The organism is Shewanella frigidimarina NCIMB 400 (assembly GCF_000014705.1).
GTDB lineage: Bacteria > Pseudomonadota > Gammaproteobacteria > Enterobacterales > Shewanellaceae > Shewanella > Shewanella frigidimarina.
Genome location: NC_008345.1, coordinates 1431197 through 1457618, shown reverse-complemented (window position 1 = coordinate 1457618; position 26422 = coordinate 1431197). Strand labels below are relative to the sequence as shown.

Below are 26422 nucleotides of genomic sequence, written 5' to 3'. Positions count from 1 at the left end.
TCTTGCACATGGCTGACCTTCAAGCGGCAGAAAACGCTGTGAAGGACTCAATGGAGACAACGGCAGCTAAAACAGACTTAGAAGATAAGTTTTACCGCCAATCATTGTACTTTTATTTTGCCGGTGATTATGGCGCGGCATTAAGGCAAATCAGCCTCAACCGCCAACGCAAAGGCATCTATTCTGATCGAAGCCAATTGTTCGAAGCCGGACTTCAAGTGTCGATAGGCTTACACGATCAAGCCACCCAAACCTTGGTGCAATTTGAACAACAGCAAGCGAATGCTACGGCCAAAACCACAGCGAATACCAGTACTAATACCAATAGCAGCAAAACGAAGTCAGTCACATCGCCAACTGAATTATTATTAATCGCTTTGTTGCAACTCAGCGAACAGCAAATTGAACAAGGCGATATTGATGCGGCCAAACTCACACTAGGCAGAATTACCACATTACTGCCCGATTATGTCGAACAATATCATGTGTTAAATCAATTAGCTTATTGGCCAGATGCGCCGCCGTTAACCGCGCAAGTACAGCAACAATCAATATCAGAAGATGACCAGCCACCAGCAAGTTCATCTGCCGCCTACATCGCATTAAACCAGGCGTTGTTGCATATGAAGCAGCAACAATACAGTGCAGCACAACCTATATTGATCGAGCTTAAAAGCCAACAATGGCAGCCACCCAAGATTAATTTTTGGCAGCAAGTGTTTAACCCTTTTGCAGAACCCAATATTTTTGACGATGACGACGAGTTATTACCAGAAGTTAAAGACGCCTTATTGCAACAACAAGCCGTCAATGATTATGCAAAGTTACTGTTAGCTCAGTTGTATGTTGCCAATAAACAATACGATTTAGCCTATAACGAACTGGCCGACTTTCCAGAGCAAAGCCCTTACACTGAATCCGCTTTGTTTTTATTTGCCTACTCGGCCCAGCAACAACAGCACTATGACATGTCATTTAAATTGCTCACGCTATTGCAGCAGCAATACCCCTATTCAAATTTAGCTTGGCAAGCCGCGTTGTTAAATGCGAAACAAGTGAGTGAGCAGCAATCTTTAGCCCAAGGATTAACCTTGTATCAGCAAGCTGAACAGCTGTATTTACAAAAAATTGTCGAAATAAAAGGGTTTGCAGAAACAGTTAGCACCATTAGCAATGTCACCGACTTTGCCAGTAAGACGCTTGATCAACAAACACCTTCCTTGGCGCCTAAGTCTGACGCGTTAGAGCTTATCCTTACCGAGCGTTTTAGCACTGATTCTCCTTGGCTAAAAAAAGCCTTAAATGACCCGCAATTAGCGACCGATTATCAAACCTTACTAAGCCTAGATTTACTTAGCGACAATGTGCAAAAACAACAGATTAACAGTCAATGGTTAAAAGACACTTTAGCGCTCAACACTCAACGCCAAGCAAACGTTATTGAACAGCAAAGACAGCTCGCTTACACAGAGATGATTAATGCGCTCACCGAGCAAAAACAACGTATTGCGAAGATTATTGAACAAGCTGAAGCAGAGCAAAACGGGCAAGTGTTTGCCGACCAAAACCAGCAGCAATGGATAGACCGTATTGATGCCAGCCAAGCCACGTTAACTAAATTGGCACCTCAACGTAATATCGACGATGAACAACAAAGACTTGATAAGGTTAAAGGAGTATTGCATTGGCAGTTGCAGCAAACATTGCCACAACGACTTTGGCAACATAAAAAAAGCCTTATGCAATTAACAAAGCAACTTGAACAGCTTGAAGTACAAGCCAGTCGATTTAGTGCATTGTCGAGTAACACCCGTTTGCTGTCTGACTTTGAGTTACGTCAGCAACAAACCCAAACCGACATTAATAGCATGAACCGTAATATTACCGGACTACGTGATAAAACCGACCGATATATTCGTGGGAAAATCAGCATATTTACCCAGCAACAGCAATATACGTTACAGCAACTACTGCTCACCACTCGCCACCAAATGGCCAATGTATTAGAACAAATGTCACAAGCAGACACTGCGCCAATCAATCCCTTCTCAGCAAACGAATCGGCTGCAAGCGAATCGACTGAAAGTGATTCCGCTGTAGATGAGTCAGCTGCACAAGGAGCGCACTAATGTCAGTATCGGCTTATTTATCAGGCGCATTAATCTTAATCAGTGGTATTGCATTATCGGGTTGTTTTAGCAGCGGTCAAACTGAGTATGCTCAACAAGCTAAACGCACTAGCTTAGGCGATTTGGCCAACAAACGCAGCAGCGAAACGGTGGCGAGTGTTGAAATGAGCAAAACTCAACGCAGTGCCAAGTTGGCTAATATTTATCAGCAATTGCTGACACTTGAGCCCGATCCTGAAATCCGGACGCACGTTGAATATCGCTTAGCGCAAATCAATACCGAATCATTTGAAGCCCAGTCTTATGCAGACCTCGATGATGAGTCGCAACCAGACAGTCAAGTGCTAGCTCAGTTGACTCAAAACGATGCGGCACTGCAAAAATTAGTTAACGAATATCAACAATTATTGCAGCGTTATCCGCAGCGATCTGAAAACGAACACATACAATATCAATTAGCTAAAGCGCTCGATTTACAGGGCAAGTTGGATGCAAGTTTGGCTGAAGTTGAATCATTACTGCGACACTATCCGCAGACAATGTATCTTGCCGAGCTTAACTTTAGACGCGGTGAAATCTATTACAACTTACAGAATTACTCTGCAGCCATTACAGCATATCAGCAAGTATTAACCGCTAATGATAATCAAAAATACCAATTGAATAGTTTATATATGCTCGGCTGGTCTGAATTTAAACTCAATCGACTTGCCAATGCCGACAAAGCATTCGTGCAAGTGTTTGAAGCCTTAGTGGCCGGCCAGCAAAGTAATCGTGATATTGCAAACTTAACCTCCGACAACTTTGCTTTTGAAAAGCTCGGCAGCCGCGCGCAAAATTTGGCGATTGATACCCAAAGAGTATTGAGCATTTCATTAAGCCAACAACTGCAATCTCAGTCGTTAGTATCCTTAGTTAAAGCCAATCAATCTTTGCCGAATATCAACTTATATCAGCATGTATTATTTGCCAATTTGGCCCAATTTTTACTCGACAAAAAACTCGACTACGATGCAGAACTAACTTATCAGGCATATATAGATTTAGCGTCAGACAATATCTGGGCAGCTCGCTATTCGCTAGATTTGCTCGACCTTTATCAGCGTCAAGGCAAATTTGCAGCAATGCATCAGCTCAAAAATGACTATGTTAATCAATATGGTCTTAGCAGCACATTTTGGGTAAATGCCAACACAGCGCAGCAAGCAGAGTTATTACCACAACTGCTTAGCTTTAGTGACGAGCATAGCCGCCGTTTGTATGCCGATGCACAAACTCAGCAAGGTGCACAACGAATTAGCGCTTTCGCACAGGCTGCCAGCGCATTAAACACCTATTTACAATTGGCCAAATTACCTCAAGCCAGCAAGTTACTCACTAAAGATATTCTTAATGACGAGTACTTGTTTGCTGACGCCAATTTTGAAGCAAAACAATATCAGCAAGCCCTTGCCAGTTATTACGCCATTGCCTATGACGCTACAGCAACGTCTGCGGCCTTGCGCAAGATACAACAGCAATCGGCTTACGCAACAACCGTCACAGTACGCGAAATCCTTTCGCAACATGGTCAAAGCCAACAAAACCAAAATGAACAACGCAATACTGATGATTACAACACACTCATTTCACAACGTAATCAGTTAGATAAAGAATTTATCAATCAGTACCCATCTGACAACCGAGCCTTACAGCTCGCCAGTAACGCCGCCCAATATTCGTTTGATGCTCAACACTACACAGACCTTAAATATTTTACTGATTTTGTATTACAAACCCACGGCATTAACACACTCAATGACGCGGCAAGCTCAGTGCAAACCGCAACGCCGTTGTCAGACGCCGCCCGTAAGCAAGTGCAGTTTGTTAGCCAGCTTTATGCCAATAGCTTGTATCAGCAAGAGCAATACGCGCAGGCAGAAGAGGGTTACATTTTAGCGCTGCAATACACAGACAAGAGCACAGACTCATGGTCTGAAATGCGTAATCTGTTAGCTTCAAGCATTTACTTCCAAGCGCAAGCCGTTAAACAAACACAACCAGAGTTAGCCGTGAGTCAATTATTACGAGTCGCTCAGGCAGTACCCGAATCAAAATATGCGGTTAATGCCGAACTCGACGCAGCAAACTTATTGCTGGAACAACAGCGCTGGCAAGAAGCGGTCGACGTATTAAAACCGTTTCAACAACGTTATCCAAACCATGAGTTTAGCGCGATTATTCCGGCCAAATTAACCCAGTCCTACGAAGCACTTGCCCAATGGGACTTGGCCGCCGAGCAGCTTTTGATCATTGTCACCAATGAAAAGCCCGGCCCACTAAAACGTGAAGCCTTGTACACGGCAGCAGAATATTACTTAAAAGCAGGCGATAACAGTAACGCACTCAGCACCTTTAGAACGTATGCAAAAACCTACCCACAACCGTTTGATGTGGCACAAGAAGTCCGCTTTAAAATGAGTGAGTTTTACCGCCAAAGCGGTGAAGCTAATAAGGAATATTACTGGTTTAGACAAATACTCAGCTTCGATCGCAAACAATTGCAGCAAGATGCGAATGCCATTCAGGCTCGTCAAATTGAACTTGCCTCTATCGCGGCGTTTGCCTTGGGTGAAGCAGAACAACGCAGTTTTGCGGCAATTAAACTCAACGCGCCTTTGCAGAAAAGCTTGATGCGCAAACAAGATGCGATGAAAAAAGCCATTGGTTATTATCAACAAGTGCTCGATTTTCAATTGGCTAAATACGTACCTCATGCGACATACAATCTTGCTGAAATGTATCGCCAACTTGCGGCCGACATGATGAGCTCACAACGCCCTGGCGATTTAGATGAATTAGCCTTGGAAGAGTACGAGATTTTACTCGAAGAGCTGGCTTATCCATTTGAAGAGAAAGCCATTGAAATTCACATCAGTAATACCCAAAGAGCATGGGATGATATTGTTGACCAATGGATAGAACAAAGCTTTAAACGCTTGGCACAAATGTCCCCTGCCCTTTATCAAAAACAAGAACTCACTCATGAGGTCATCGATGCTATTCATTAAATCATTATTTACCTCATCGACAGCGCAAGTGGCACTCTTCGCGCTAGTAAGCCTCATGCTGTTACCCGGTTGTAGTTCATCGCCAAGCAGTAATGATGTGAATAAGCAAACCGCTAAGGATCCAAGCCTAGATGGCATGAATAAGGACATTGTCGACTTAGTTAGCCTCGATACTAACCGAGCCAATAACAGCACCAGTATCAGTGCAAGCTCAACAGATACTCATAATGTGTATCTTGAACAAGCCTCACAACGTTTAGCCGATGTGCCCGCATCGGTATTAAGTCAATATCAGCAAGCTATTAGCCACATGAAAAACCAGCAATGGCAAGCAGCGAATAGTTTGTTTGATAAAGTGATTGCAGCCCAGCCTCAGTTGTCGGGCGCGTATGTGAATAAAGCCATCATCGCGATGGACCTGCAGCAATTAGATCAAGCTGATGCACTGCTTGTACAAGCGATAGCAGTTAATAACAACAATCCATATGCGCATCAAATAAAAGCCAATATCGCAAGGCGACAAGGCCAGTATGCTCAGGCCGAGCAAGGTTACTTAACAGCGTTGACACTGTGGCCACAATACCCACAAGCGCAATTAAATTTGGCGATATTATTAGAGTTATATCGTGGCAAGCTGCTGCAAGCACGCCAATACTACCTGGCTTATTTGGTTAACCAACCAAATGATGAACAAGCCAAGCGTTGGCTCGCTGGCGTGGAAATTAAAATTCAACGCGCTGGGTTAACATTACCCGACAATGCTAATGGAGCAGGCTAAGATGACCATGAAAAAGGTGTTTCAAGCAAGGTGTCGTCTTGGCACATTGCCGCTGTTTTTAGCCGTCAGTTTACTGAGTGTCTCTGCTCAGGTGGTTGCCAATGATGACACTGAAAAACAACAAACAGTGAAACCCACAAGCAACAAACCTGTGGTGATCCAAAGCCAAGTGACCGGCTCACAAGAGCAACCCAAAGTGCTTTATATTATGCCGTGGCAAGGGATCACCAACCCAATAAATATTAACAACCAAGACATGCCGCTAACCTTGCCAGAATTTAAACCCATTAACCCTAAAATATTTAGGCAACAAGTGAGAGATTTTGCCAACGGCAAACCAGAAAATGATCAATAAATGCATCATTAAATAATGACTCTAAATAAGCAACATGCTAGCCAAAAACTGAGTAATACCTAACAAAAACAATTGAACACCTGTAGCCATTAACGCCAGTGTTCAATACGACAATAAGAGAAGGAACATCACATGAGTTTTACCGACCATATCATTGCGTTTTTACAAAATGGCGGCCCATTTATCTACCCTATCGCCTTAGTGTTAGTGGTCGGTTTGGCCATTACCATTGAGCGCTGGTTATATTTAAGCTCTGCACATCGCACCAATCAACAGGCTTTTGCACTGATTAAAAATGCTTTAAAAACCGGTGACATCAACACCATTAGCCAGCATGCACAAAACCATAAAGCCCCCGTGTTTGATGTATTGCAGTCAGGTATTGCCCGTATATCAAGTGCAAGTCGCCGTGAAGACGTGGAATACGCCATGGAAGAAACCGTGATGGAATACATGTTACGCCTTGAAAAACGCACCCCCTTTATTGCCACTCTCGCTAACATCGCCACCTTATTGGGTCTATTAGGTACCATTATGGGCTTAATCGCAGCATTCTCGGCAGTGGCTAGCGCCGATCCAGCTGAAAAAGCCAACTTATTGTCTTCTAGTATTTCGGTTGCGATGAACACCACCGCATTTGGTTTGATCACTGCCATTCCGCTGATTTTATTTCATTCAAGCCTACAAACTAAAACGGCAACTATAGTTGACTCTATTGAAATGGCAGGCATTAAACTGCTCAATTCATTGTCATTTAACAAGCAAACGGATAACAACCGAGGCTAATGAGTATGAGACGCCGTCGTCGCCCCAATACCCAAGACGCAGAACTGGATATCACCTCATTCATGAATTTGATGATCGTGTTAGTGCCAGTACTTCTGCTGAGTTTGGTGTTCTCACAAGTGCGTATTTTAAATCTGCAATTACCAGTATTGTCAGAAGCTGAACAAGCACAAGATGATCAAGAGCCCAAAATACTCGAACTCGTGATTACCCCTGCGCGCTTAGCACTAAACTACCCTGCAGGCATGTCACTTAAACAGTTTGAACTGACTGATAAAGGTTATGATTTCGCCGCATTGTCTGTGTATCTACAAGACTTGAAACTGACGTTTCAGCAACAAGGCATAGAAAAAAATGACATCGTATTGTTACTTGATCCTGCGGTTGACTATCAAACCATAGTGTCCGCCATGGACACGGTACGATCATTTAAAGCGGTAGTGGCAGCCAATTTGGTAGATGCGGAACTGTTTCCGATGATCTCATTAGGTGATGCTCCGGCCACTAATGACGCAGATATCGCCCCACCGACACAAGCCACTATTGGAAAACCAGTAGGAGCTAAGCCATGATGAAGCAATCGGCAAGAAGCCGAAGATTAGCCAAACATCACAAACGCTTAAAAGCCGGTAGCAAGCTCAACCTTGTTGCGTTAATGGATATTTTTACCATTTTGGTATTTTTCTTGATTGTGAATCAATCTGAAGTGCGAGTACTGCAAAACATCGACAAGATGACTTTACCAGTGTCGGTGGCAGAAGCCCTGCCAGTCGAAAATCTGGTGATTACTGTACTAGCAGACACAGTATTAGTGCAAGAACGCGCAATATGGCAAAAAGGCCCAGATGGAGTGGGCTTAACCGAACAAGAAAACCCTGAGTTTATTAGCACCTTAACCACAGAGTTAACCTATCAAGCCAGTAAACGTATTGAACTAAGCGAAACCGAGCAACAAAATGGTCGTGCGGTAACTATTATTGGCGATGCATCAACACCTTATGTGGTGCTTAAGCAAATTATGACTGCTTGCGCGGCAACCGGTTACCGCGATATTTCGTTGGCGGTTGAACAACAAGCAAAGCAAACTAATGGTGAGGGCTAATATGACAACAGCAACCTTACACCATCATGAAGCCAATCAGAGTTTTAATGATTTAGGCGACTTATTTAAACCCAGCAAACAAGACAAACTGTTTAAACAGATTTTGTGGTTGTTGCTGTTAGTTTATGTCGTCTTTGCGGTCGTAGTGCCCATGCTTGAACAAGTTGAACTGCCGCGCGAAGTGAAAGAGCAAGTACCGCCACAATTAGCCAAAATCATCTTGCAAGAAAAGCAGCTACCGCCACCTGTCAAACCAGAAGTGAAACCGCCCGAGCCAGAACCGCTGCCAAAACTAGAGCCTGAGCTAGCACCACCAGAAGAAAAAGTACCAGAAAAGCCTGTTGAACAAGCTGTAAAGCCACAAATAGTGCAGCCGACGACGCGTGAAGCAGCAAAAGAAAAAGCCAGCACATCAGGCTTAGCGGCGATGAAAGACGAGCTTTTTTCAATGCGCGAAGCCTTTGACGTTAAACCCGCTGCGCAACGTAAACTTGATCAAACGACGGCACAAGAAGTCAAAGTAAAGCGTGACTTGTTGGCTGGTGCTGCGAATAAGCAAACCGAAAGCTTAGCCAAGTCAGCCATTAGCCAAACCGTTGCAGCTGAGTCATTAAGTGGCAATCAAACTCAACAAATACGCTTAGCAAAAGAAGAAGTGTTAGCCACCCAAGGTGCCTCTGCAGAAAAAGCCAGCCAAGCGAGCCAAAATGGACAACGTTCAGAAGCGGCACTTAGGCGTACATTGGAGGCCAATAAGTCTCGGCTTTATTCGTTATACAATCGCGCACTGCGAAAAGATCCGTTCTTAAAAGGCAAAGTGATGTTTGAAATTGTCATCCAACCTAATGGCAATGTCAGTAAAGTGACGATTAACTCAAGCGAGCTAAATAACGCCAAATTAGAGCGCCAATTAACCTTGGTATTACGCTCTATCAGCTTCCCAGCAGAAAAAGTCGCGGTAATGACCACTATCTGGGCTATCGACTTCTTCCCGAGTTGATTGGTGTAACCTTAATGTCGATTGATAAAAAAGCAGGTAATGAGGCAACTCTTACCTGCTTTTTTTATTTGAATACGAAGATTAAATAGATGAACAGCTAGAGTTGAATTCGGGCCTTTTATAAACAGCTCCCCCATCGACAGTTCATCACTTATTTCAAAAGAATCAATACTGGGTCTGGAATGTATAACGTATTGTTATCCCCTAATGAGCGAAGGTGGTCGCTCCTCACATTCCTTAGGTAAATATTTTTTTACATCTAAGATATCGTTTTCAGTCTCGGGTGATTGTATCGGAGTGAAACCTCAGGTAATGTGCTTTGTGCTAAAAAAAGCATAAATGGATATTTAGACTAACTTTTAACTTCTTTAAGTATGACTTAAGTAAGTATCGGTAAGTTTAAATGCGCTAAAGTCCCAATAGATTATTTGGAATCCCGGTCTAGATGACAAAAAAGATAACAACACATTTAGAATCAGGTTTATTTAAGGGCAAGCCTCGCCAAAAAACGGTTCAACACCGTAATGCGACGACGACGCCTGAAATGCGTCAATTTATTCAGCAATCCGATTACAGTGTCAGTCAGTTATCCAAAATTCTCAATATCAGCGAAGCCACAGTACGTAAATGGCGTAAACGTGACTCAATCGATAACACCCCGAATACCCCGCACAAACTCAACACGACACTATCTCCGATGGAAGAATACGTGATGCTGGGCTTGCGTTATCAATTAAAAATGCCTTTAGATCGGCTACTAAAAGTCACCCAAGAATTTATCAACCCCAATGTCTCTCGCTCCGGCCTTGCCCGCTGCTTAAAGCGTTTTGGGGTCTCTAAACTAGACGAATTTGACAGCCCTTTTGTGCCAGAAAAATTCTTCAATCAGCTGCCGATTACTCAGGGCGCTGATATACAAACCTATACCGTTAACCCTAAGACCTTAGCCGATACTTTGTCCCTGCCGAGTCCAGATCCAGACAACGTAGTGCAAGTAGTGTCGTTAAGTATTCCGCCTCAATTAACGAAGCAGCAAGCCTATTCTGTTTTGCTTGGAGTCGATTTTAAGTCTGACTGGGTTTACCTCGATATTTATCAAGACAGCCATACCCAAGCGAGTAATCGCTATATCACGCATGTCTTAAAGCACGGACCATTTCATTTACGTAAGTTATTGGTTCGCAATTATCACACTTTTCTTGCTCGTTTTCCCGGAGCAAGTCAACCAGCAGCAGTATCCACTAGCACCATTGATGCAGCTGGATCCCAACACCAGATAACTGAACCTCAGTTATCAAACGGAGACTCATATGAGCCAATCCAGTAATAAAGATAAGCGTTTAAACAAACGCTTAAAAGACATGCCTATCGCGATTGTCGGCATGGCAAGTATTTTTGCTAACTCACGTTACCTAAACAAGTTTTGGGATTTAATCAGCGAAAAAATTGATGCGATTATCGACGTTCCAGAAAGCCATTGGAATGCTGAAGATTACTACAATGCCGATAAATCAATGGCCGATAAAAGCTACTGTAAGCGCGGTGGTTTTTTACCGGAAGTCGATTTCAATCCAATGGAATTTGGCCTGCCACCTAATATCCTCGAACTAACAGACACCTCACAACTATTATCGTTAGTGGTCGCCAAAGAAGTGCTGGCAGATGCAGGTATTGATGCACAGTACGATACCGATCGCATCGGTATTACATTAGGTGTCGGCGGTGGTCAAAAAATCAATCATAGCCTCAGCGGTCGCTTACAGTACCCAATACTCAAAAAAGTATTTAAAAATAGTGGTCTAAGTGATGAAGACACTGAGATGTTGATCAAAAAGTTTCAGGATCAATATATTCACTGGGAAGAAAACTCATTTCCAGGTTCACTCGGCAATGTAATTGCAGGGCGTATCGCTAACCGCTTTGATCTAGGCGGCATGAATTGCGTGGTTGACGCAGCTTGTGCCGGTTCTTTAGCGGCAATGCGCATGGCGATTACAGAATTAGTTGAAGGCCGCAGTGACATGATGATCACCGGTGGTGTGTGTACCGATAACTCGCCATCTATGTACATGAGCTTTTCAAAAACACCGGCATTTACCACCAACGACACCATTCAACCTTTTGACATTGATTCAAAAGGCATGATGATAGGTGAAGGTATTGGCATGATGGCGCTTAAACGTCTTGATGATGCCGAACGTGATGGTGACCGAATTTATGCTGTTATTAAAGGTATTGGCTCATCATCAGATGGTAAGTTTAAAAGTATTTATGCACCGCGCCCTGAAGGCCAAGCTAAAGCATTAAGACGCGCTTATGATGATGCAGGTTTTGCGCCGCAAACTGTTGGCTTAATTGAAGCCCATGGTACTGGTACTGCAGCAGGTGATGTTGCGGAGTTCAATGGCCTAAAGTCGGTGTTTGCAGACGGTAATGACACTCAACAGCATATTGCTCTTGGGTCTGTTAAATCGCAAGTTGGCCACACTAAATCAACCGCAGGAACCGCTGGTGTGATTAAAGCGGCTCTGGCTTTGCATCATAAAGTGTTGCCACCGACCATTAACGTCAGTAAACCGAATCCCAATTTAAACATTCAAGATTCGCCATTTTATTTAAACACCGAAACCCGCCCTTGGTTACCTCGTGCAGACAATACGCCGCGCCGCGCGGGTATTAGTGCATTTGGTTTTGGTGGCACCAACTTCCACATTGTGTTGGAAGAATATCGCCAAGAACATGTTCGAGGCGATAAGTATCGTCAACGCTCAGTACCACAAAGTCTATTGATCCATGCTGAAAATAAAGCTGCATTACAGGCTCAATTAACCGCCCTGCAAACTGAAATTAAGGCTGTTGATACCACACAGCAAAATCGCCAAGAAATTGTATTAGCCGATTTTGGTAAACGTTTTGCCTTAAATACCATCGCCCCTAATGCGGCACGTATAGGCTTAGTGGTTGCTTCATTAGCAGACTTAACCATTCAGCTGACTCAGGCGCTTGCGCAGTTAAGCTCAAATACTGCCGACAGCTGGCAATTGCCTTCTGGTACCAGTTATCGCGCAGCAGCATTGATTCATCCTGAAGCGGCAAGCCATAAAGTGGCAGCACTATTTGCTGGGCAAGGGGCACAATATCTGAACATGGGCGCCGATTTAGCCTGTTTGTATCCAGAAATGCGTCAACAACTGATGCAAGCAGACAAGGTGTTTGCGCAACATAAACAAACGCCACTATCGCAAATTATGTACCCAAACCCTGCTTTTGAAGCCGAAGATATTGCCGCACAACAGGCAGCATTAACCAATACAGCCAATGCCCAGAGTGCTATTGGCGCGGTCAGCATGGGCCAATATGCATTATTGACTCAAGCAGGTTTTAAAGCCGATATGGTTGCTGGCCATAGTTTTGGTGAACTGTCAGCATTATGTGCTGCAGGCGTCATTAGCCAAGCTGATTATTACCAATTGGCCTTCGCTCGTGGCCAAGCAATGGCGGCAACACCTAAAGATCAAGACGCTGGCGTAATGTACGCCATTATTGTCCCAGCTCAATCTGTTGACAACGGAGTTGAAAAGCTTGAACAGTGCATTAGTGCATTTGAAGGCGTCAAGGTGGCTAATTACAATGCACCAACCCAACTGGTTATTGCAGGCCCAACAGCGTCATGTACCTTAGCGGCACAAGCTATCACCACCGAACTTGGTTTTAAAGCAATAGCCCTGCCGGTTTCTGGTGCGTTCCACACTCCATTAGTGGCACATGCGCAGCAGCCGTTTGCTGCGGCAATCAATAAGATTAAATTTGCTAAGCCAAAACTAAGCCTTTATGCCAATGGCACAGGTAAAGCACATCCTAACGATGCTAAAGCAATCCAAGCAGTATTTAGTGAACATATGTTGCAATCGGTTCGTTTTAGCGAGCAACTAAATGCCATGTATGATGCTGGTGCTCGTGTATTTGTTGAGTTTGGTCCTAAGAATATCCTCCACAAGTTGGTTGAAGCGACCCTAGGCAACAAAGCAGAGTCAGTAAGTGTAGTGAGCTTGAACCCAAATCCTAAAGGCAATAGTGACACTCAACTACGCCAAGCGGCTTGTCAGCTTGCAGTATTAGGTGTTGCATTAACCGAGGTTGATCCATATCAAGCGCCTATCGCTGAGCTTGCAAAAGTGTCACCGATGAACGTTAAGTTAACCGCGAGTAATTATATTAGTCCCGCCACTCAAGCCAAAATGCAAAAATCATTGCAAACTGGCACCGTTACCAGCCAGACAGTGGAAGTGCCTGTCGAAAAAGTTGTGGAAAAGATTGTGGAAAAAGAAGTCATTAAAACTGAATATATTGAAGTGCCTGCAGCACAAGCTCAAGCCTCTGCAGTCGCCGCACCTTTAGCGGCAACGACTCCTGTAGCTAAAGCTCAACCGGTTAGCTTAAGTGTACCAGCGTCGGCCGATAGTATCGGTGCATTTTTTGCTGCGCAGCAACAAACAGCTGAATTACATCAGCAGTTTTTAGCCATACCACAGCAATATGGCGACACCTTTGCTCACCTGATGACAGCCCAAGCACAAATGGCGTCATCGGGATTAGCCATTCCAGAAAGCTTGCAACGTTCGATGGAGATGTTCCACCAGCATCAAGCACAAACATTGCAAAGTCATACCCAATTTTTAACGCAGCAAGCACAAGCAAACCAAGCCGCATTAGCCATGTTGCAAGGGCAAACGGTAACACCTTCAATACAAGCAACAGTATCTGTACCTGCTCCATCAGTACAGCCTGCATTTGTGCAGCCAAGCCAAGTTGCTCAAGCCACAACGACACCTTCACCTGTCGTAGCTCCTGTTGCTCAGGTTCAAACAACTCAAGCGGTTCAATCACAACCAACAGCCAGTAAACCTGTCCAGGCTCCTGTCGCTCAGCAAGTTAGCTCAGCAGCGGTTTCTGCACCAACAGCCGGACTAACACAGCAACAAGTGTTAGACACTATGCTCAATGTAGTTGCTGACAAAACTGGTTACCCAACAGAAATGCTTGAACTTGGCATGGACATGGAAGCAGACCTTGGTATCGACTCAATCAAGCGGGTCGAAATCTTAGGCACAGTACAAGATGAGCTTCCAGGCTTACCAGAACTGAGCCCAGAAGATCTAGCCGAGTGTCGCACCTTGGGCGAAATCGTTAGCTACATGCAAACCAAATTACCAGCGGCCAACTCGGTTGCTGCAGCGTCAACGGGATCAACATCGGTAGTTACTGCAGCACCAGCATCAACAGGCTTAACGGCTGAAAACGTCCAACGTACCATGTTAGCTGTGGTTGCCGATAAAACCGGTTACCCAACTGAAATGCTTGAACTGGGCATGGACATGGAAGCAGACCTTGGTATCGACTCCATCAAGCGTGTGGAAATTTTAGGCACAGTACAAGATGAGCTTCCAGGTTTACCTGAACTGAGCCCAGAAGATTTAGCTGAGTGTCGCACCTTGGGTGAAATCGTTAGCTACATGCAAACTAAACTGCCTGCTGCCAGCACAGTGGCTGCAGCACCAATTGCATCTGCAGCGCCAGCAACAGGCTTAAGTGCAGAAAGCGTTCAGCGTACTATGTTAGCTGTGGTTGCCGATAAAACCGGTTACCCAACTGAAATGCTTGAACTGGGCATGGACATGGAAGCCGACCTTGGTATCGACTCAATTAAACGCGTTGAAATTCTCGGCACAGTGCAAGACGAGCTCCCTGGTTTGCCTGAACTGAATCCAGAAGATTTAGCCGAGTGTCGCACCTTAGGCGAAATCGTCAGCTACATGCAAACTAAATTACCTGCTGTCAGCACATTGGCTCCAGTAGCAATTGTATCTGCACCTGCAACTTCGGGCTTGAGTGCTGATACAGTATTAAGCACCATGATGTCAGTAGTAGCCGACAAAACCGGTTACCCTGCTGAAATGCTTGAACTGAGCATGGACATGGAAGCCGACCTTGGTATCGATTCAATCAAACGTGTTGAAATTCTAGGCACAGTGCAAGACGAACTACCAGGTTTACCTGAGCTGAACCCAGAAGATTTAGCCGAGTGTCGTACCTTGGGCGAAATAGTTAGCTACATGCAAACCAAATTGCCTGCAACCAACACTGAGGCCCCAGTATCTGCTCCAGCAACACCAGGATTAAGTGCTGATACCGTTTTAAGCACCATGATGTCAGTGGTAGCCGACAAAACAGGTTACCCTGCAGAAATGCTTGAACTGAGCATGGACATGGAAGCCGATTTAGGTATCGACTCAATCAAACGCGTCGAGATTTTAGGTACTGTGCAAGATGAGCTTCCAGGCTTACCTGAGTTGAACCCAGAAGATTTAGCCGAATGTCGCACCCTAGGTGAAATCGTTTGTTACATGCAAACCAAATTGCCTGCAGCAAACGCGATTGCGCCGGTCGCACCAACATCAACTGCAAACAAGGTTGACGTTAACACCGCAGCATTACCTCCACACAGCGAGGTAGCGCTAAAAAAGTTACCAGCGGCGGATAAACTCGTAGATTGCTTTTCAACAGACTCTTGTATTGTCATCACAGACGATGGCCACAGTGCAGGTTTACTAGCAGAAAAGCTAAATGCAAAGGGATTAACCGTCGCCGTTATTCGTAACCCACAAACCATTACCGTGGCACATTCACCCTTAAGCAGTGATATTAAAAGCTACACGTTGAGCAGCATTGATGATGCCCAAATTGCACAAGTGATTGCCGATATTAAGGCCGACTTGGGCGCTGAACATGCCATTGCGGGCTTTATTCATTTACAGCCGCAAGCTACCGCTAACAGCAGCGAATTAATGTCGTGCACTGTTGCAGCAAAAGCCGCTGTCGACAACGCGTTTTTGTGGGCTAAGCATCTTCACGCTGAGTTTGCAAAACCAGCTCAAGCTTCGCGTTTATGCTACTTTACCGTGAGCCGTTTAGACGGTGGATTTGGTTATCTTGATAATACTCAGCTCGCAACAGCTGAGCTTAACCAAGCAGCCTTATCTGGTCTGAGTAAAACCCTAAGCCATGAATGGCCACAGGTGTTTTGCCGCGCATTAGACATTGCCAACAATATTGATACTACAAGCTTTGCCGATGCCATCGTTGCTGAGTTATTTGATATCGATGGTGCCAATGCTAGCGCGGATCGCATTAATGAAGTGGGGATCAGTAATCAAGGTCGAGTCACTTTAGTTGCCGAAAATGCCAGCGAGCAGTTTGCACCAGCAAGCCTAAACAAAAGTGACACTATTTTGGTCACCGGCGGCGCAAAAGGCGTAACGTTTGAATGCGCCCTCACCTTAGCCAAACAATGCCAATCACATTTTGTGTTAGCGGGTCGTAGCCAACATTTTGGCAAAGACTTACCAGCTTGGGCACAAGGCAAAAAAGCCTCTGAGTTAAAAGCCGCAGCCATCGCTTATATTCAATCTCAAGGCAATAAACCAACGCCAAAACAGATTGATGCACTCGTATGGCCAATAAGCAGCAGCCTAGAAATAGATGCTGCGTTAAACGCATTCAGCAAGGTTGGTGCCAGTGCTCAATATGTCTCGATGGATGTCAGCAATGCCACCGCGGTAGCTGCCAGCCTTAATAGCCTGACTAATACCAAGGGCGACTCATTAACCATTAATGGGATTATTCACGGTGCTGGCGTGTTAGCCGATAAGCACATTCAAGATAAAACCTTGGATGAACTTAACCGCGTATACCACACCAAAGTGACTGGGCTTGCTAGCATTATTAATGCACTCGACCCACAGCAGATTAAGCTTATTGCACTGTTTTCATCGGCGGCCGGTTTTTACGGTAATACCGGACAGAGTGATTACGCTATGTCGAATGAAATCCTCAATAAAACCGCACTGAAACTAGCGCACACTTTACCGCAAGCTAAAGTGATGAGTTTTAATTGGGGCCCTTGGGATGGCGGTATGGTCAGTTCAGCATTAAAGAAAATGTTTGTTGAACGTGGCGTTTACGTTATTCCACTACAAGCAGGTGCCGAGTTATTTGCCCACAGTTTATTAAGCCAACAAGGGGCACAACTGCTTATTGGCTCTGATATGCAAGGTTCATCAGAGCAGGACAACGCTGTAAAAAAGCTTAATGCGGACGCTTTGCTTATTGCTAAGGGTTCGCTGACATTTGCTACTAATACACTTGTGACTAAAGCATTTACGGCTAACGCAGTTACGACTGAGGCAGTTACGACTAAGTCATCGGCTACTGATATTATCAGTCAGACGGTGACACGAGTATTAACCCCAGCTGAAATGCCTTTTGTTAGCGATCATTGTATTGCTGGCAATCCGGTATTACCCACGGTATGCGCCATGCAATGGATGCGTGATGCGGCAGAAACGTTATGTCATGTGCCTGTCAGTATTGCTGAATACAAATTGCTTAAAGGGGTTATTTTTGACACCAATGAGCCACATTTGTTGCAACTGGCACTAACGCAAACTGACGCGGGGATCAGCGCGCTGATCTCCTCTCGTTTGTTAAGCGATCCAAGCGCCGCCATGAAACCGCAATACCAAGCTCAATTGGTGATCAATAAGGCGATATTGGCAGCTGATGTTGCTAAACCGATTATTGGCGACAACAGTTTGGCTCAATGGGCCAACATGACGCCATTGTATTCAGGCGCTGAACTGTACCAAAACGGAACCTTATTTCATGGCCCACGTTTGCAAGGCATTGCTCAAGTGTTGGCATTTGATGATGCTCAGCTACTGTGCCGAGTGCAATTGCCGCAGATTAATGCCACAGACTGCCAAGGTTTTATCCCGTCATCGGTATTAGGTGGTAGCCAAATTTTCGCTGAAGATTTGCTACTACAAGCCATGCTGGTATGGGCAAGACTGAAATACGATGCTGCAAGTTTACCGTCAACAACCGGTGAGTGTGTTACTGCTTGGCCATTGGCAAATGGTGATAAAGGTTATATTCAACTTGATGTAGTTAAGCACAGCGGCAGAATGCTCGTGGCTAACGTGAGTTTATATCATCAAGACGGCCGCCTGAGTTGCCAAATGCTCAATGCTAAAGTAACCATTAGTAAGAGTTTGAATGGGGCATTTATTCCACATCAAGCTTCTGCAGAACTATCACACAAGGACACCGTGTGACAGCCACAGATAACATGGCGCTAAAATCCATTAGTGAGCGTATTTTGCAGCAACAAACCAAGCCAATGCGCTTGGCTTTGTTGCTGAGCGACCCCAATATCGACTCGGTTAATGAGCACTACGTTGCGATTGATACTCAGCATAGCGAAGGTTTTGAACTGGCGTTATTACACAGCATAGAGCGGCTATCATCCACTACCGATGAAATGATCAATCTTGCCGATCGGTTGTGGATAATGCAGGGGCTACTTGCCGCGAAACATGGCGTCAATGCGCACGCTTATCTCAATGGTGTTGCACTTGGTAGCAATCAGGCTGAAGCAATCACATTGGCGCTGAGCCATGCAAAACGTTTACATACTCAACCGCAGATTGTCGCGTTAGATGGCAGCGTAACACCAAATACTGCTAGCAATGCTCAAACTGCATTGGCCGCAATGACCGCCCTAGTAGAGTCTATCGCCAGTCGTTGTATACCAGTACAAGACAAAGCTAACAGCCTGTATTGGTTTAGCCCACTTCACCAAAGTCGAGTTGCAGCGTTATGTTACCCAAGTGCCAACGGTGTTCAGGCAATGATCTTGACCCAAGGGCGTGCATTAGTAGCCTCAAAGCAATTGGTTAACCCCCAACGTTTATGGCTGCCACTGTGTGCCACTTCATTGGTGCAACTGCACACTAAACTGATGGCTTTCTCTGCGCAGGTCAATTCGGCGACAGACGATGTCAGCTTACTAAAACTTATCAAAAGTACATTGGCCGATTATCAAACGGATGCGCCCCGAGCTTTAGTGTTAATGGCGCAGGATCGTAGCGGATTAATCATAGAAATTAATGCAATGTTGGCAACAATGTCGACTCACCTTCAGTCAGACGTTAGCGATAAACCGTCGATAGAATATAAAACCCCTGCTGGCAGTTGTTTCTATTCTGCGCCGCTGGGTGATCATGGCTTAAGTTTTGTTTATCCTGGCGTCGGTACTGTGTATCCAAACATGCTCAGTCAAATGGGCTTGGTTTTTCCCAATGTGTATGCCGAACTCGAAAACCAAGGTGACATGCAATCGATGTTACAAACCGAGTTTATTTACGCGGCAGATAAAAACCGTACCGCACAAATGAGTTTGAGCCAATTAGCCATTGCCGGTGTGGGCGCCAGTTATGTGTTAACCAAACTGTTGCAGCAAGAATTTGCCATTGAACCTAAGTTTGCCTTGGGTTACTCCATGGGCGAAGCGGCCATGTGGGCGAGTCTAGATGTTTGGCAAGCACCACACACTATGATTGAGGCAACCCAAAACAGCAGTATCTTTACCCAAGATATTTCAGGCGAGCTTCGCTGCGTTCGTCAACAATGGCAATTAGCCGATGACGAAACCATTGTGTGGAACAGCTTTGTGACTCGAGCCAGTATTGACGAACTCACGCCCCATTTAGCGGATTACCCGCGTGCTTATATTGCCATCATCCAAGGCGATACTTGTGTTATCGCAGGTTGTGAATCCAGTTGTAAAGCATTGTTAAAACAAGCAGGTAAACGAGGTATTGCAGCCAATCGAATTACGGCAATGCATACACCAGCCGCACTGAATATTACCGACCATGTACGTCAGTTTTATCTGCAACCGCTGTTGGCAAACTTACCCGAACATTTGCAGTTTATCTCGGCGGCTCAAGTTGCGCCTGTCACGTTAGACTCACACGCTATTGCACAATCGATTGCCGATACTTTTTGTCATCAGCTGGATTTTACTCAATTAATCCACAATGCTCGAGATCAAGGCTGTCGATTATTTGTTGAAGTCGGAGCCGATAGACAAACCACCACCTTAATTGACAAAATCAATGCTCAAAGTAACAACACGTCCCCAGCAATGGCCGTTGCCGTTAATGCCAAAGGCGGCGACGATGTCAGCAGTTTACTCAAGTGTCTGGGACAACTAATGGCGCATCGCGTGCCGATGTCATTAACGCCCTTTATTCGCAGCCTTGACGATGCAATTAACTCATTATCTCAGCAGACGGCAATAGCCGGCGGCTCACCACTGTCTCGTTGCAGTGAAACATCATTAGAAGGAGAACCTCATTGAGTTCTCAAGCCACCCCTAAAATAGCCATTGTCGGTTTAGCCAATCAGTATCCCGACGCGGATACTCCCGCTAAATTTTGGCAAAACTTATTAGACAAAAAAGATTCACGCAGCCAAATCAGTGCGAGCAAACTCAATGCTTCACCGAGTGATTACTTGGGTGTACAAGGCGAATCGGACCGTTTTTATTGTGATAAAGGCGGCTACATTCAAGACTTTCAATTTAACCCTCAAGGGTATCGTATTGAGCCCGACGCATTTACAGGTTTGGATGACAGTTTCTTGTGGGCAACCGACACAGCCCGAAATGCGTTAACCGACGCGGGTATAGACCTTAGCAATAACGTGCTGCAACGCACCGGCATTGTCATGGGCACTTTATCGTTCCCTACAGCCAAGTCTAACGAGTTATTTGTACCGCTCTATCACAGCGCGGTCGAAAAAGCCTTACAGATTAAACTCCAGCAGCCAAACTTTAATCTGCAATCGTTTAATCAAGCATCGCAAAACAATACCGCAGAAAATGCCAATAACAATAATAATGTAGCGCCTAAAACGGTTAACTTACGTAATGGTGCCATTGCCCATAACGCCTCTAAAATTGTTGCCGATGCTTTGGGATTAGGTGGTACGCAGCTAAGTTTAGATGCCGCCTGTGCAAGTTCGGTTTACGCATTAAAATTGGCCTGCGACTACTTGCATACCGGCAAATCAGACATGATGCTGGCTGGCGCGGTGTCGGGAGCCGATCCGTTTTTTATCAATATGGGCTTTTCGATATTTCATGCTTACCCAGACCACGGTATTTCCGCCCCATTTGATAGTAACAGTAAAGGTTTGTTCGCTGGTGAAGGTGCAGGGGTATTAGTGCTCAAACGCCTTGAAGATGCCGAGCGTGATGGCGACCATATTTACGCTTTGGTCAGTGGCATTGGCTTGTCGAACGATGGTAAAGGCCAGTTTGTGTTAAGCCCAAACAGCAAAGGCCAAGTGCAAGCATTCGAGCGCGCTTATCGTGATGCCGCCGCAATCGACCCAGGCATAACCCCTGCCAGCATTGAAGTGATTGAATGTCATGCTACGGGGACACCATTAGGCGACAAAGTTGAATTAACCTCGATGGAACGTTTTTTTGAAGATAAACTTCAAGGTAGCGCCACGCCATTAATTGGTTCCGCAAAATCCAATTTAGGCCATTTACTCACCGCAGCAGGCATGCCTGGGATCATGAAAATGATTTTTGCGATGCGTGAAGGCGTGTTGCCACCGAGTATTAATATCAGTGCCCCTATCGCCTCACCTAATGGCTTATTTGGTCAAGCGACTTTGCCAAATGATGTGCTGCCGTGGCCCGATAAGGTCGGCAATAAAGCCCGCCATGCTGGCGTATCAGTATTTGGTTTTGGCGGTTGTAACGCCCATTTATTACTTGAGTCGTATCAAGCTAAAGCCGTTACTGACAAGACGCTGAACAATCATTCTCAAAATAATAATTCTCTAAGTAATAACGCTCTGAACAATAACATTCAAACTCGCAGCACAGCGCTAGTTGATGCAGAAACGCCAATGCACATTACCGGCATGGCGGCGCATTTTGGTCAATGTAGCAGTATTGATGCACTGGCGAGTAAAATCATCGCCAAACAAGCCATCTTTAGCCCGCTACCCACTCAGCGCTGGAAAGGCTTAGACAAACATCCTGAACTATTAGCCCAATATGGCATCACAGATGTACCACAAGGCGCGTATATCGATCAGTTCGATTTTGATTTCTTGCGCTTTAAAGTGCCACCCAATGAAGATGATCGCTTAATATCGCAACAACTACTGTTGATTAAAGTCGCCGATGAAGCTATCGCCGATGCCAAGCTAACACCAGGCAGTAAAGTCGCGGTATTAGTCGCCATGGAAACCGAACTCGAACTTCATCAATTCCGCGGTCGAGTTAACTTACATAGCCAAATAGCTCAAAGCCTTAACGCTCAAGGTATTCAATTATCTACAGCGGAATATGACAGCCTTGAAACCATTGCGATGGACAGTGTCCTCGACGCCGCTAAGCTTAACCAATACACCAGTTTTATTGGCAATATTATGGCATCGCGGATAGCCTCACTATGGGATTTCAACGGCCCAGCATTTACGATTTCTGCGGGCGAACAGTCAGTTAACCGCTGTATAGATGTGGCGCAAAACCTGTTTGCGTTAGGGTCGTTACAAGAACCATTAGATGCCATCATTATTGCCGCTGTAGACCTGTCTGGCAGCATTGAAAATATGTTGTTCAATACCGCAAAGCTTAACGCCAAAGGATTGCGTTCAACCGATTGGCTAGTGGGTGAAGGGGCTGGCGCGCTAGTGCTGCAACAAACCAGTGCTGTACACTCTCAGCTTGATAGTTACGCCAGTATCGACAGCGTTAACTTTACGCCATTGTCACAATTACCAACACAACTGCCAACACAATTACCAACTGAGTTATCGGCAGACATTGTTGAGTTAAACCAATCGCCGGAATGCATATTAACAACTCAAGGTCGACAGTTTACCCAAAGATTAACTGATGCAGCTACAGCGGTCAGCTCAGCACCGTTATTGAGTAAAGCCCATGATATTCTCGGTCATACATTTGCCGCTTCAGGCATGGCCAGTTTGCTGCACGGTTTAGTGCAAACTCGTCACATCGACAAACCGTCTATCAATGCCAGTGTATTCACCAGTAGCGACAATCAATACTCACAAGTTAATCTGTCGGTTTCTGCGGCGCAACAACACGCATTGCACGCTCGACTGGGCAATAATTTAACTCAACAACTGGCCACGGGCAGTAAGTTAAGTTTAATTAAACAAGTCAGTTTAGGTGGTCGCGATATTTACCAACACATTATCGACAGCCCACTTGATACCCTCGACAGTATTATTAATCAATGTGCTGATATTGCCCCTACTGTGGTCAGTTCCACTGAAAGTAAGCAACCAACTATTGGTGATAATAGCCCTCTTAGCGTCAATAATAGCGAGAATATCGCCGAGCCTCTTATGTCAGAAAATATGCCAAATAAAACGATTCCAAAGCAACCAAGGGTTGCCAGTATGACAAATCATACGATTCCACCAGCACATTTAACGGCATTCCAACAAAATCAGTGGTTAGCACAACAAGCGCATTTAGCTTATTTAGCCAGCCGTGATGCAGGCTTAAAAGTGGCAGACAGTTTATTACGGTCCCAATTGGCTGGTTTGAGCCATCAACCAACTGCGACTCAAGTCGCGTCTCCGGCGGCTAATACTTATGCGGTTAATGCTGCGGTTCAAACAGTGGTTAAGAGTGAAGCAATTAGCCCCGCTAGGTTGATCCAACCTAATCATGCTTGTGTGCCAGCTTACACTGCGCCTATTCCAGCGGATAAACCGTGTATTTGGAATTATGCTGATTTAGTTGAATATGCCGAAGGCGATATCGCTAAGGTGTTTGGCCCAGATTACGCCATTATCGACAGTTACTCGCGCCGAGTTCGCTTGCCGACCACAGATTATTTATTGGTGTCGCGTGTGACTAAACTCGATGCCACCATGAATCAATACAAACCGTGTTCAATGACCACAGAATACGACATCCCCGTCGATGCGCCGTATTTAGTGGATGGTCAAATTCCTTGGGCTGTAGCGGTAGAATCGGGTCAGTGCGATTTAATGTTGATCAGTTATTTAGGTATCGACTTTGAAAACAAAGGCGAACGAGTTTATCGCTTATTAGATTGTACTTTGACCTTCTTAGCCGATTTACCTCGTGGCGGCGACACTCTGCGTTACGACATTAAAATCAATAACTTTGCCAGCAATGGCGACACGTTATTATTCTTTTTCTCTTACGAGTGTTTCGTAGGCGACAAGATGATCCTAAAAATGGATGGTGGCTGTGCAGGCTTCTTTACCGACCAAGAGCTGGCCGATGGTAAAGGGGTTATTCAAACTGAAGATGAAATAAAACATCGCCAACAAGTGATCAACAATCCAAATAAACCAACCTTTACCCCATTACTCCACTGTAGCCAAACGGCATTTGATTATGGTCAAATCCATCATTTATTGACTGGTGATATTGGCAGCTGTTTTGGTGGCGACCATGTCGCGCACCAACTGCAAACTGGAATACAAAAATCGCTTTGTTTTGCCTCAGAAAAATTCTTAATGATTGAGCGAGTGAGTCAATTACAAACACAAGGTGGCGCGTGGGGCTTAGGCTTACTCGAAGGTCATAAACACATTGCGCCAGACCATTGGTATTTCCCTTGTCATTTCCAAGGCGACCAAGTGATGGCAGGCTCGTTAATGGCAGAAGGTTGTGGCCAGCTATTACAGTTCTTTATGATCCACATCGGCATGCATACTCTAGTAGAAAATGGCCGATTCCAACCATTGGAAAATGCTTCGCAAAAAGTTCGCTGTCGTGGCCAAGTGTTACCACAAACGGCTGAGCTGACCTATCGCATGGAAGTGACTGAAATCGGTATTCATCCCCGCCCGTATGCCAAAGCCAATATTGATATTTTACTCAATGGAAAAGTCGTGGTCGATTTCCAAAACTTGGGTGTGATGATTAAAGAAGATGCCGAATGTACTCGTTATCCGCTTATCTCGTTAGACGCTAGCCCTGCAGTTGATTCAAACGCTAGCAGTAAAGTGATTGCTAACAAAGCGCCGTTAATGGCGCAAATTCCAGATTTAAACGCCCCGACTAACAAAGGCGTTATTCCACTAAAACACGTTGAAGCGCCCATTGTAAGCGCCGATTCAAAGTACGCTAATCGCGTGCCTGATACCGTTCCATTTACCCCATACCATATGTTTGAGTTTGCTACTGGCGATATCGAAAAATGCTTTGGCCCTGACTTTAGTATTTACCGCGGACTTATCCCACCGCGCACACCTTGTGGCGACTTACAGTTAACCACTCGCGTGGTTGAAATTAACGGTAAACGCGGCGAATTGAAAAAGCCATCATCGTGTATAGCAGAATACGAAGTGCCGGCAGATGCTTGGTACTTTGCTAAAAACAGCCATCAAGCGGTAATGCCTTATTCGGTGTTAATGGAAATTTCATTACAACCCAATGGCTTTATTTCTGGCTACATGGGCACCACCCTAGGCTTTCCTGGGCAAGAGCTATTTTTCCGTAACTTAGACGGTGGCGGACAATTATTACGTCATGTGGATTTACGCGGTAAAACTATCGTCAATGATTCAAAGCTATTATCAACCGTCATTGCTGGCAGTAACATTATTCAAAGCTTCACCTTTGAGTTAAGTGTCGATAACGAGCCTTTTTACACAGGTAGCGCGGTATTTGGTTACTTTAAAGGTGATGCGCTTAAGAACCAGTTAGGCATAGATAACGGCAAAATAACTCAACCATGGCATGTTGATAACAATGTCATGGCAGACATCAGCGTTAACTTACTGGATAAACAGTCACGGGTATTTACTCCGCCAACTAGCCAACCGCATTATTGTTTAGCGGGTGGCCAGCTTAACTTTATCGACAAAGCAGAAATTGTTGAAGCGGGCGGGAAATACGGTAAAGGCTATCTTGCTGCGTCACGCACTATTGACCCTAGTGATTGGTTCTTCCAATTCCACTTCCATCAAGATCCGGTAATGCCAGGTTCATTAGGTGTTGAAGCTGTGATCGAGTTAATGCAAACTTACGCCATCAGCACAGACCTAGGTAAAGGTTTCACTAATCCAAAGTTCGGCCAAATATTGTCGGATATTAAATGGAAATATCGCGGTCAAATTAACCCACTGAACAAACAAATGTCACTTGATGTACATATCAGTGCAGTAAAAGATGAAGACGGTAAACGCATCATAATAGGCGACGCAAATCTCAGTAAAGATGGTCTGCGCATTTATGAAGTCAAAGATATCGCCATCTGTATTGAAGAAGCTTAGGCCAA

12 protein-coding genes are annotated in these 26422 nt (G+C 45.0%); all 12 read left to right on the top strand.

Features of this window, described 5'->3' with window-relative positions; translation table 11 throughout:
- The first annotated feature begins 8 nt into the window (after positions 1-8).
- The 12 genes from SFRI_RS06335 to SFRI_RS06280 all read left to right on the top strand — a co-directional run bounded on the left by SFRI_RS06335 (position 9) and on the right by SFRI_RS06280 (position 26417).
- Positions 9-2129 (top strand): tetratricopeptide repeat protein, encoded by a 2121-nt coding sequence (locus tag SFRI_RS06335; protein ID WP_150099374.1) that lies wholly within the window; start codon positions 9-11, stop codon positions 2127-2129.
- On the top strand, positions 2129-5179 hold the full coding sequence (locus tag SFRI_RS06330; protein ID WP_011636703.1) for a tetratricopeptide repeat protein: 3051 nt from the start codon (positions 2129-2131) through the stop codon (positions 5177-5179). The genes SFRI_RS06335 and SFRI_RS06330 overlap by 1 nt, the downstream gene beginning before the upstream one ends.
- Positions 5166-5957: a tetratricopeptide repeat protein gene (locus SFRI_RS06325; RefSeq protein ID WP_011636702.1), complete on the top strand. Its 792-nt coding sequence runs from the start codon at positions 5166-5168 to the stop codon at positions 5955-5957. The genes SFRI_RS06330 and SFRI_RS06325 overlap by 14 nt, the downstream gene beginning before the upstream one ends.
- 1 nt (position 5958) lies before the next feature.
- Positions 5959-6312, top strand: coding sequence for a hypothetical protein (locus SFRI_RS06320; protein WP_011636701.1), 354 nt, complete (start codon positions 5959-5961; stop codon positions 6310-6312).
- 132 nt (positions 6313-6444) lie between these two features.
- Positions 6445-7098 (top strand): MotA/TolQ/ExbB proton channel family protein, encoded by a 654-nt coding sequence (locus SFRI_RS06315; RefSeq protein ID WP_011636700.1) that lies wholly within the window; start codon positions 6445-6447, stop codon positions 7096-7098.
- A gap of 5 nt (positions 7099-7103) precedes the next feature.
- Positions 7104-7670 carry a biopolymer transporter ExbD gene (locus SFRI_RS06310; protein WP_011636699.1) on the top strand — a complete coding sequence of 189 codons (567 nt, stop codon included), beginning with the start codon at positions 7104-7106 and terminating at the stop codon, positions 7668-7670.
- Entirely contained in the window at positions 7667-8200 is a 534-nt protein-coding gene (locus tag SFRI_RS06305) for an ExbD/TolR family protein (protein ID WP_011636698.1), read from the top strand. The genes SFRI_RS06310 and SFRI_RS06305 overlap by 4 nt, the downstream gene beginning before the upstream one ends.
- Position 8201: 1 nt before the next feature.
- Positions 8202-9200, top strand: coding sequence for an AgmX/PglI C-terminal domain-containing protein (locus SFRI_RS06300; RefSeq protein WP_011636697.1), 999 nt, complete (start codon positions 8202-8204; stop codon positions 9198-9200).
- 445 nt (positions 9201-9645) lie between these two features.
- Positions 9646-10527 carry a COG3415 family protein gene (locus SFRI_RS06295; RefSeq protein ID WP_011636696.1) on the top strand — a complete coding sequence of 294 codons (882 nt, stop codon included), beginning with the start codon at positions 9646-9648 and terminating at the stop codon, positions 10525-10527.
- Positions 10511-18373 (top strand): type I polyketide synthase, encoded by a 7863-nt coding sequence (locus SFRI_RS06290; protein ID WP_011636695.1) that lies wholly within the window; start codon positions 10511-10513, stop codon positions 18371-18373. The genes SFRI_RS06295 and SFRI_RS06290 overlap by 17 nt, the downstream gene beginning before the upstream one ends.
- Positions 18370-20463 (top strand): PfaB family protein, encoded by a 2094-nt coding sequence (locus tag SFRI_RS06285; protein WP_011636694.1) that lies wholly within the window; start codon positions 18370-18372, stop codon positions 20461-20463. Before SFRI_RS06290 ends, SFRI_RS06285 begins: the two co-directional genes overlap by 4 nt.
- On the top strand, positions 20460-26417 hold the full coding sequence (locus SFRI_RS06280) for a hotdog fold thioesterase (RefSeq protein ID WP_011636693.1): 5958 nt from the start codon (positions 20460-20462) through the stop codon (positions 26415-26417). The genes SFRI_RS06285 and SFRI_RS06280 overlap by 4 nt, the downstream gene beginning before the upstream one ends.
- Positions 26418-26422: the final 5 nt, after the last annotated feature.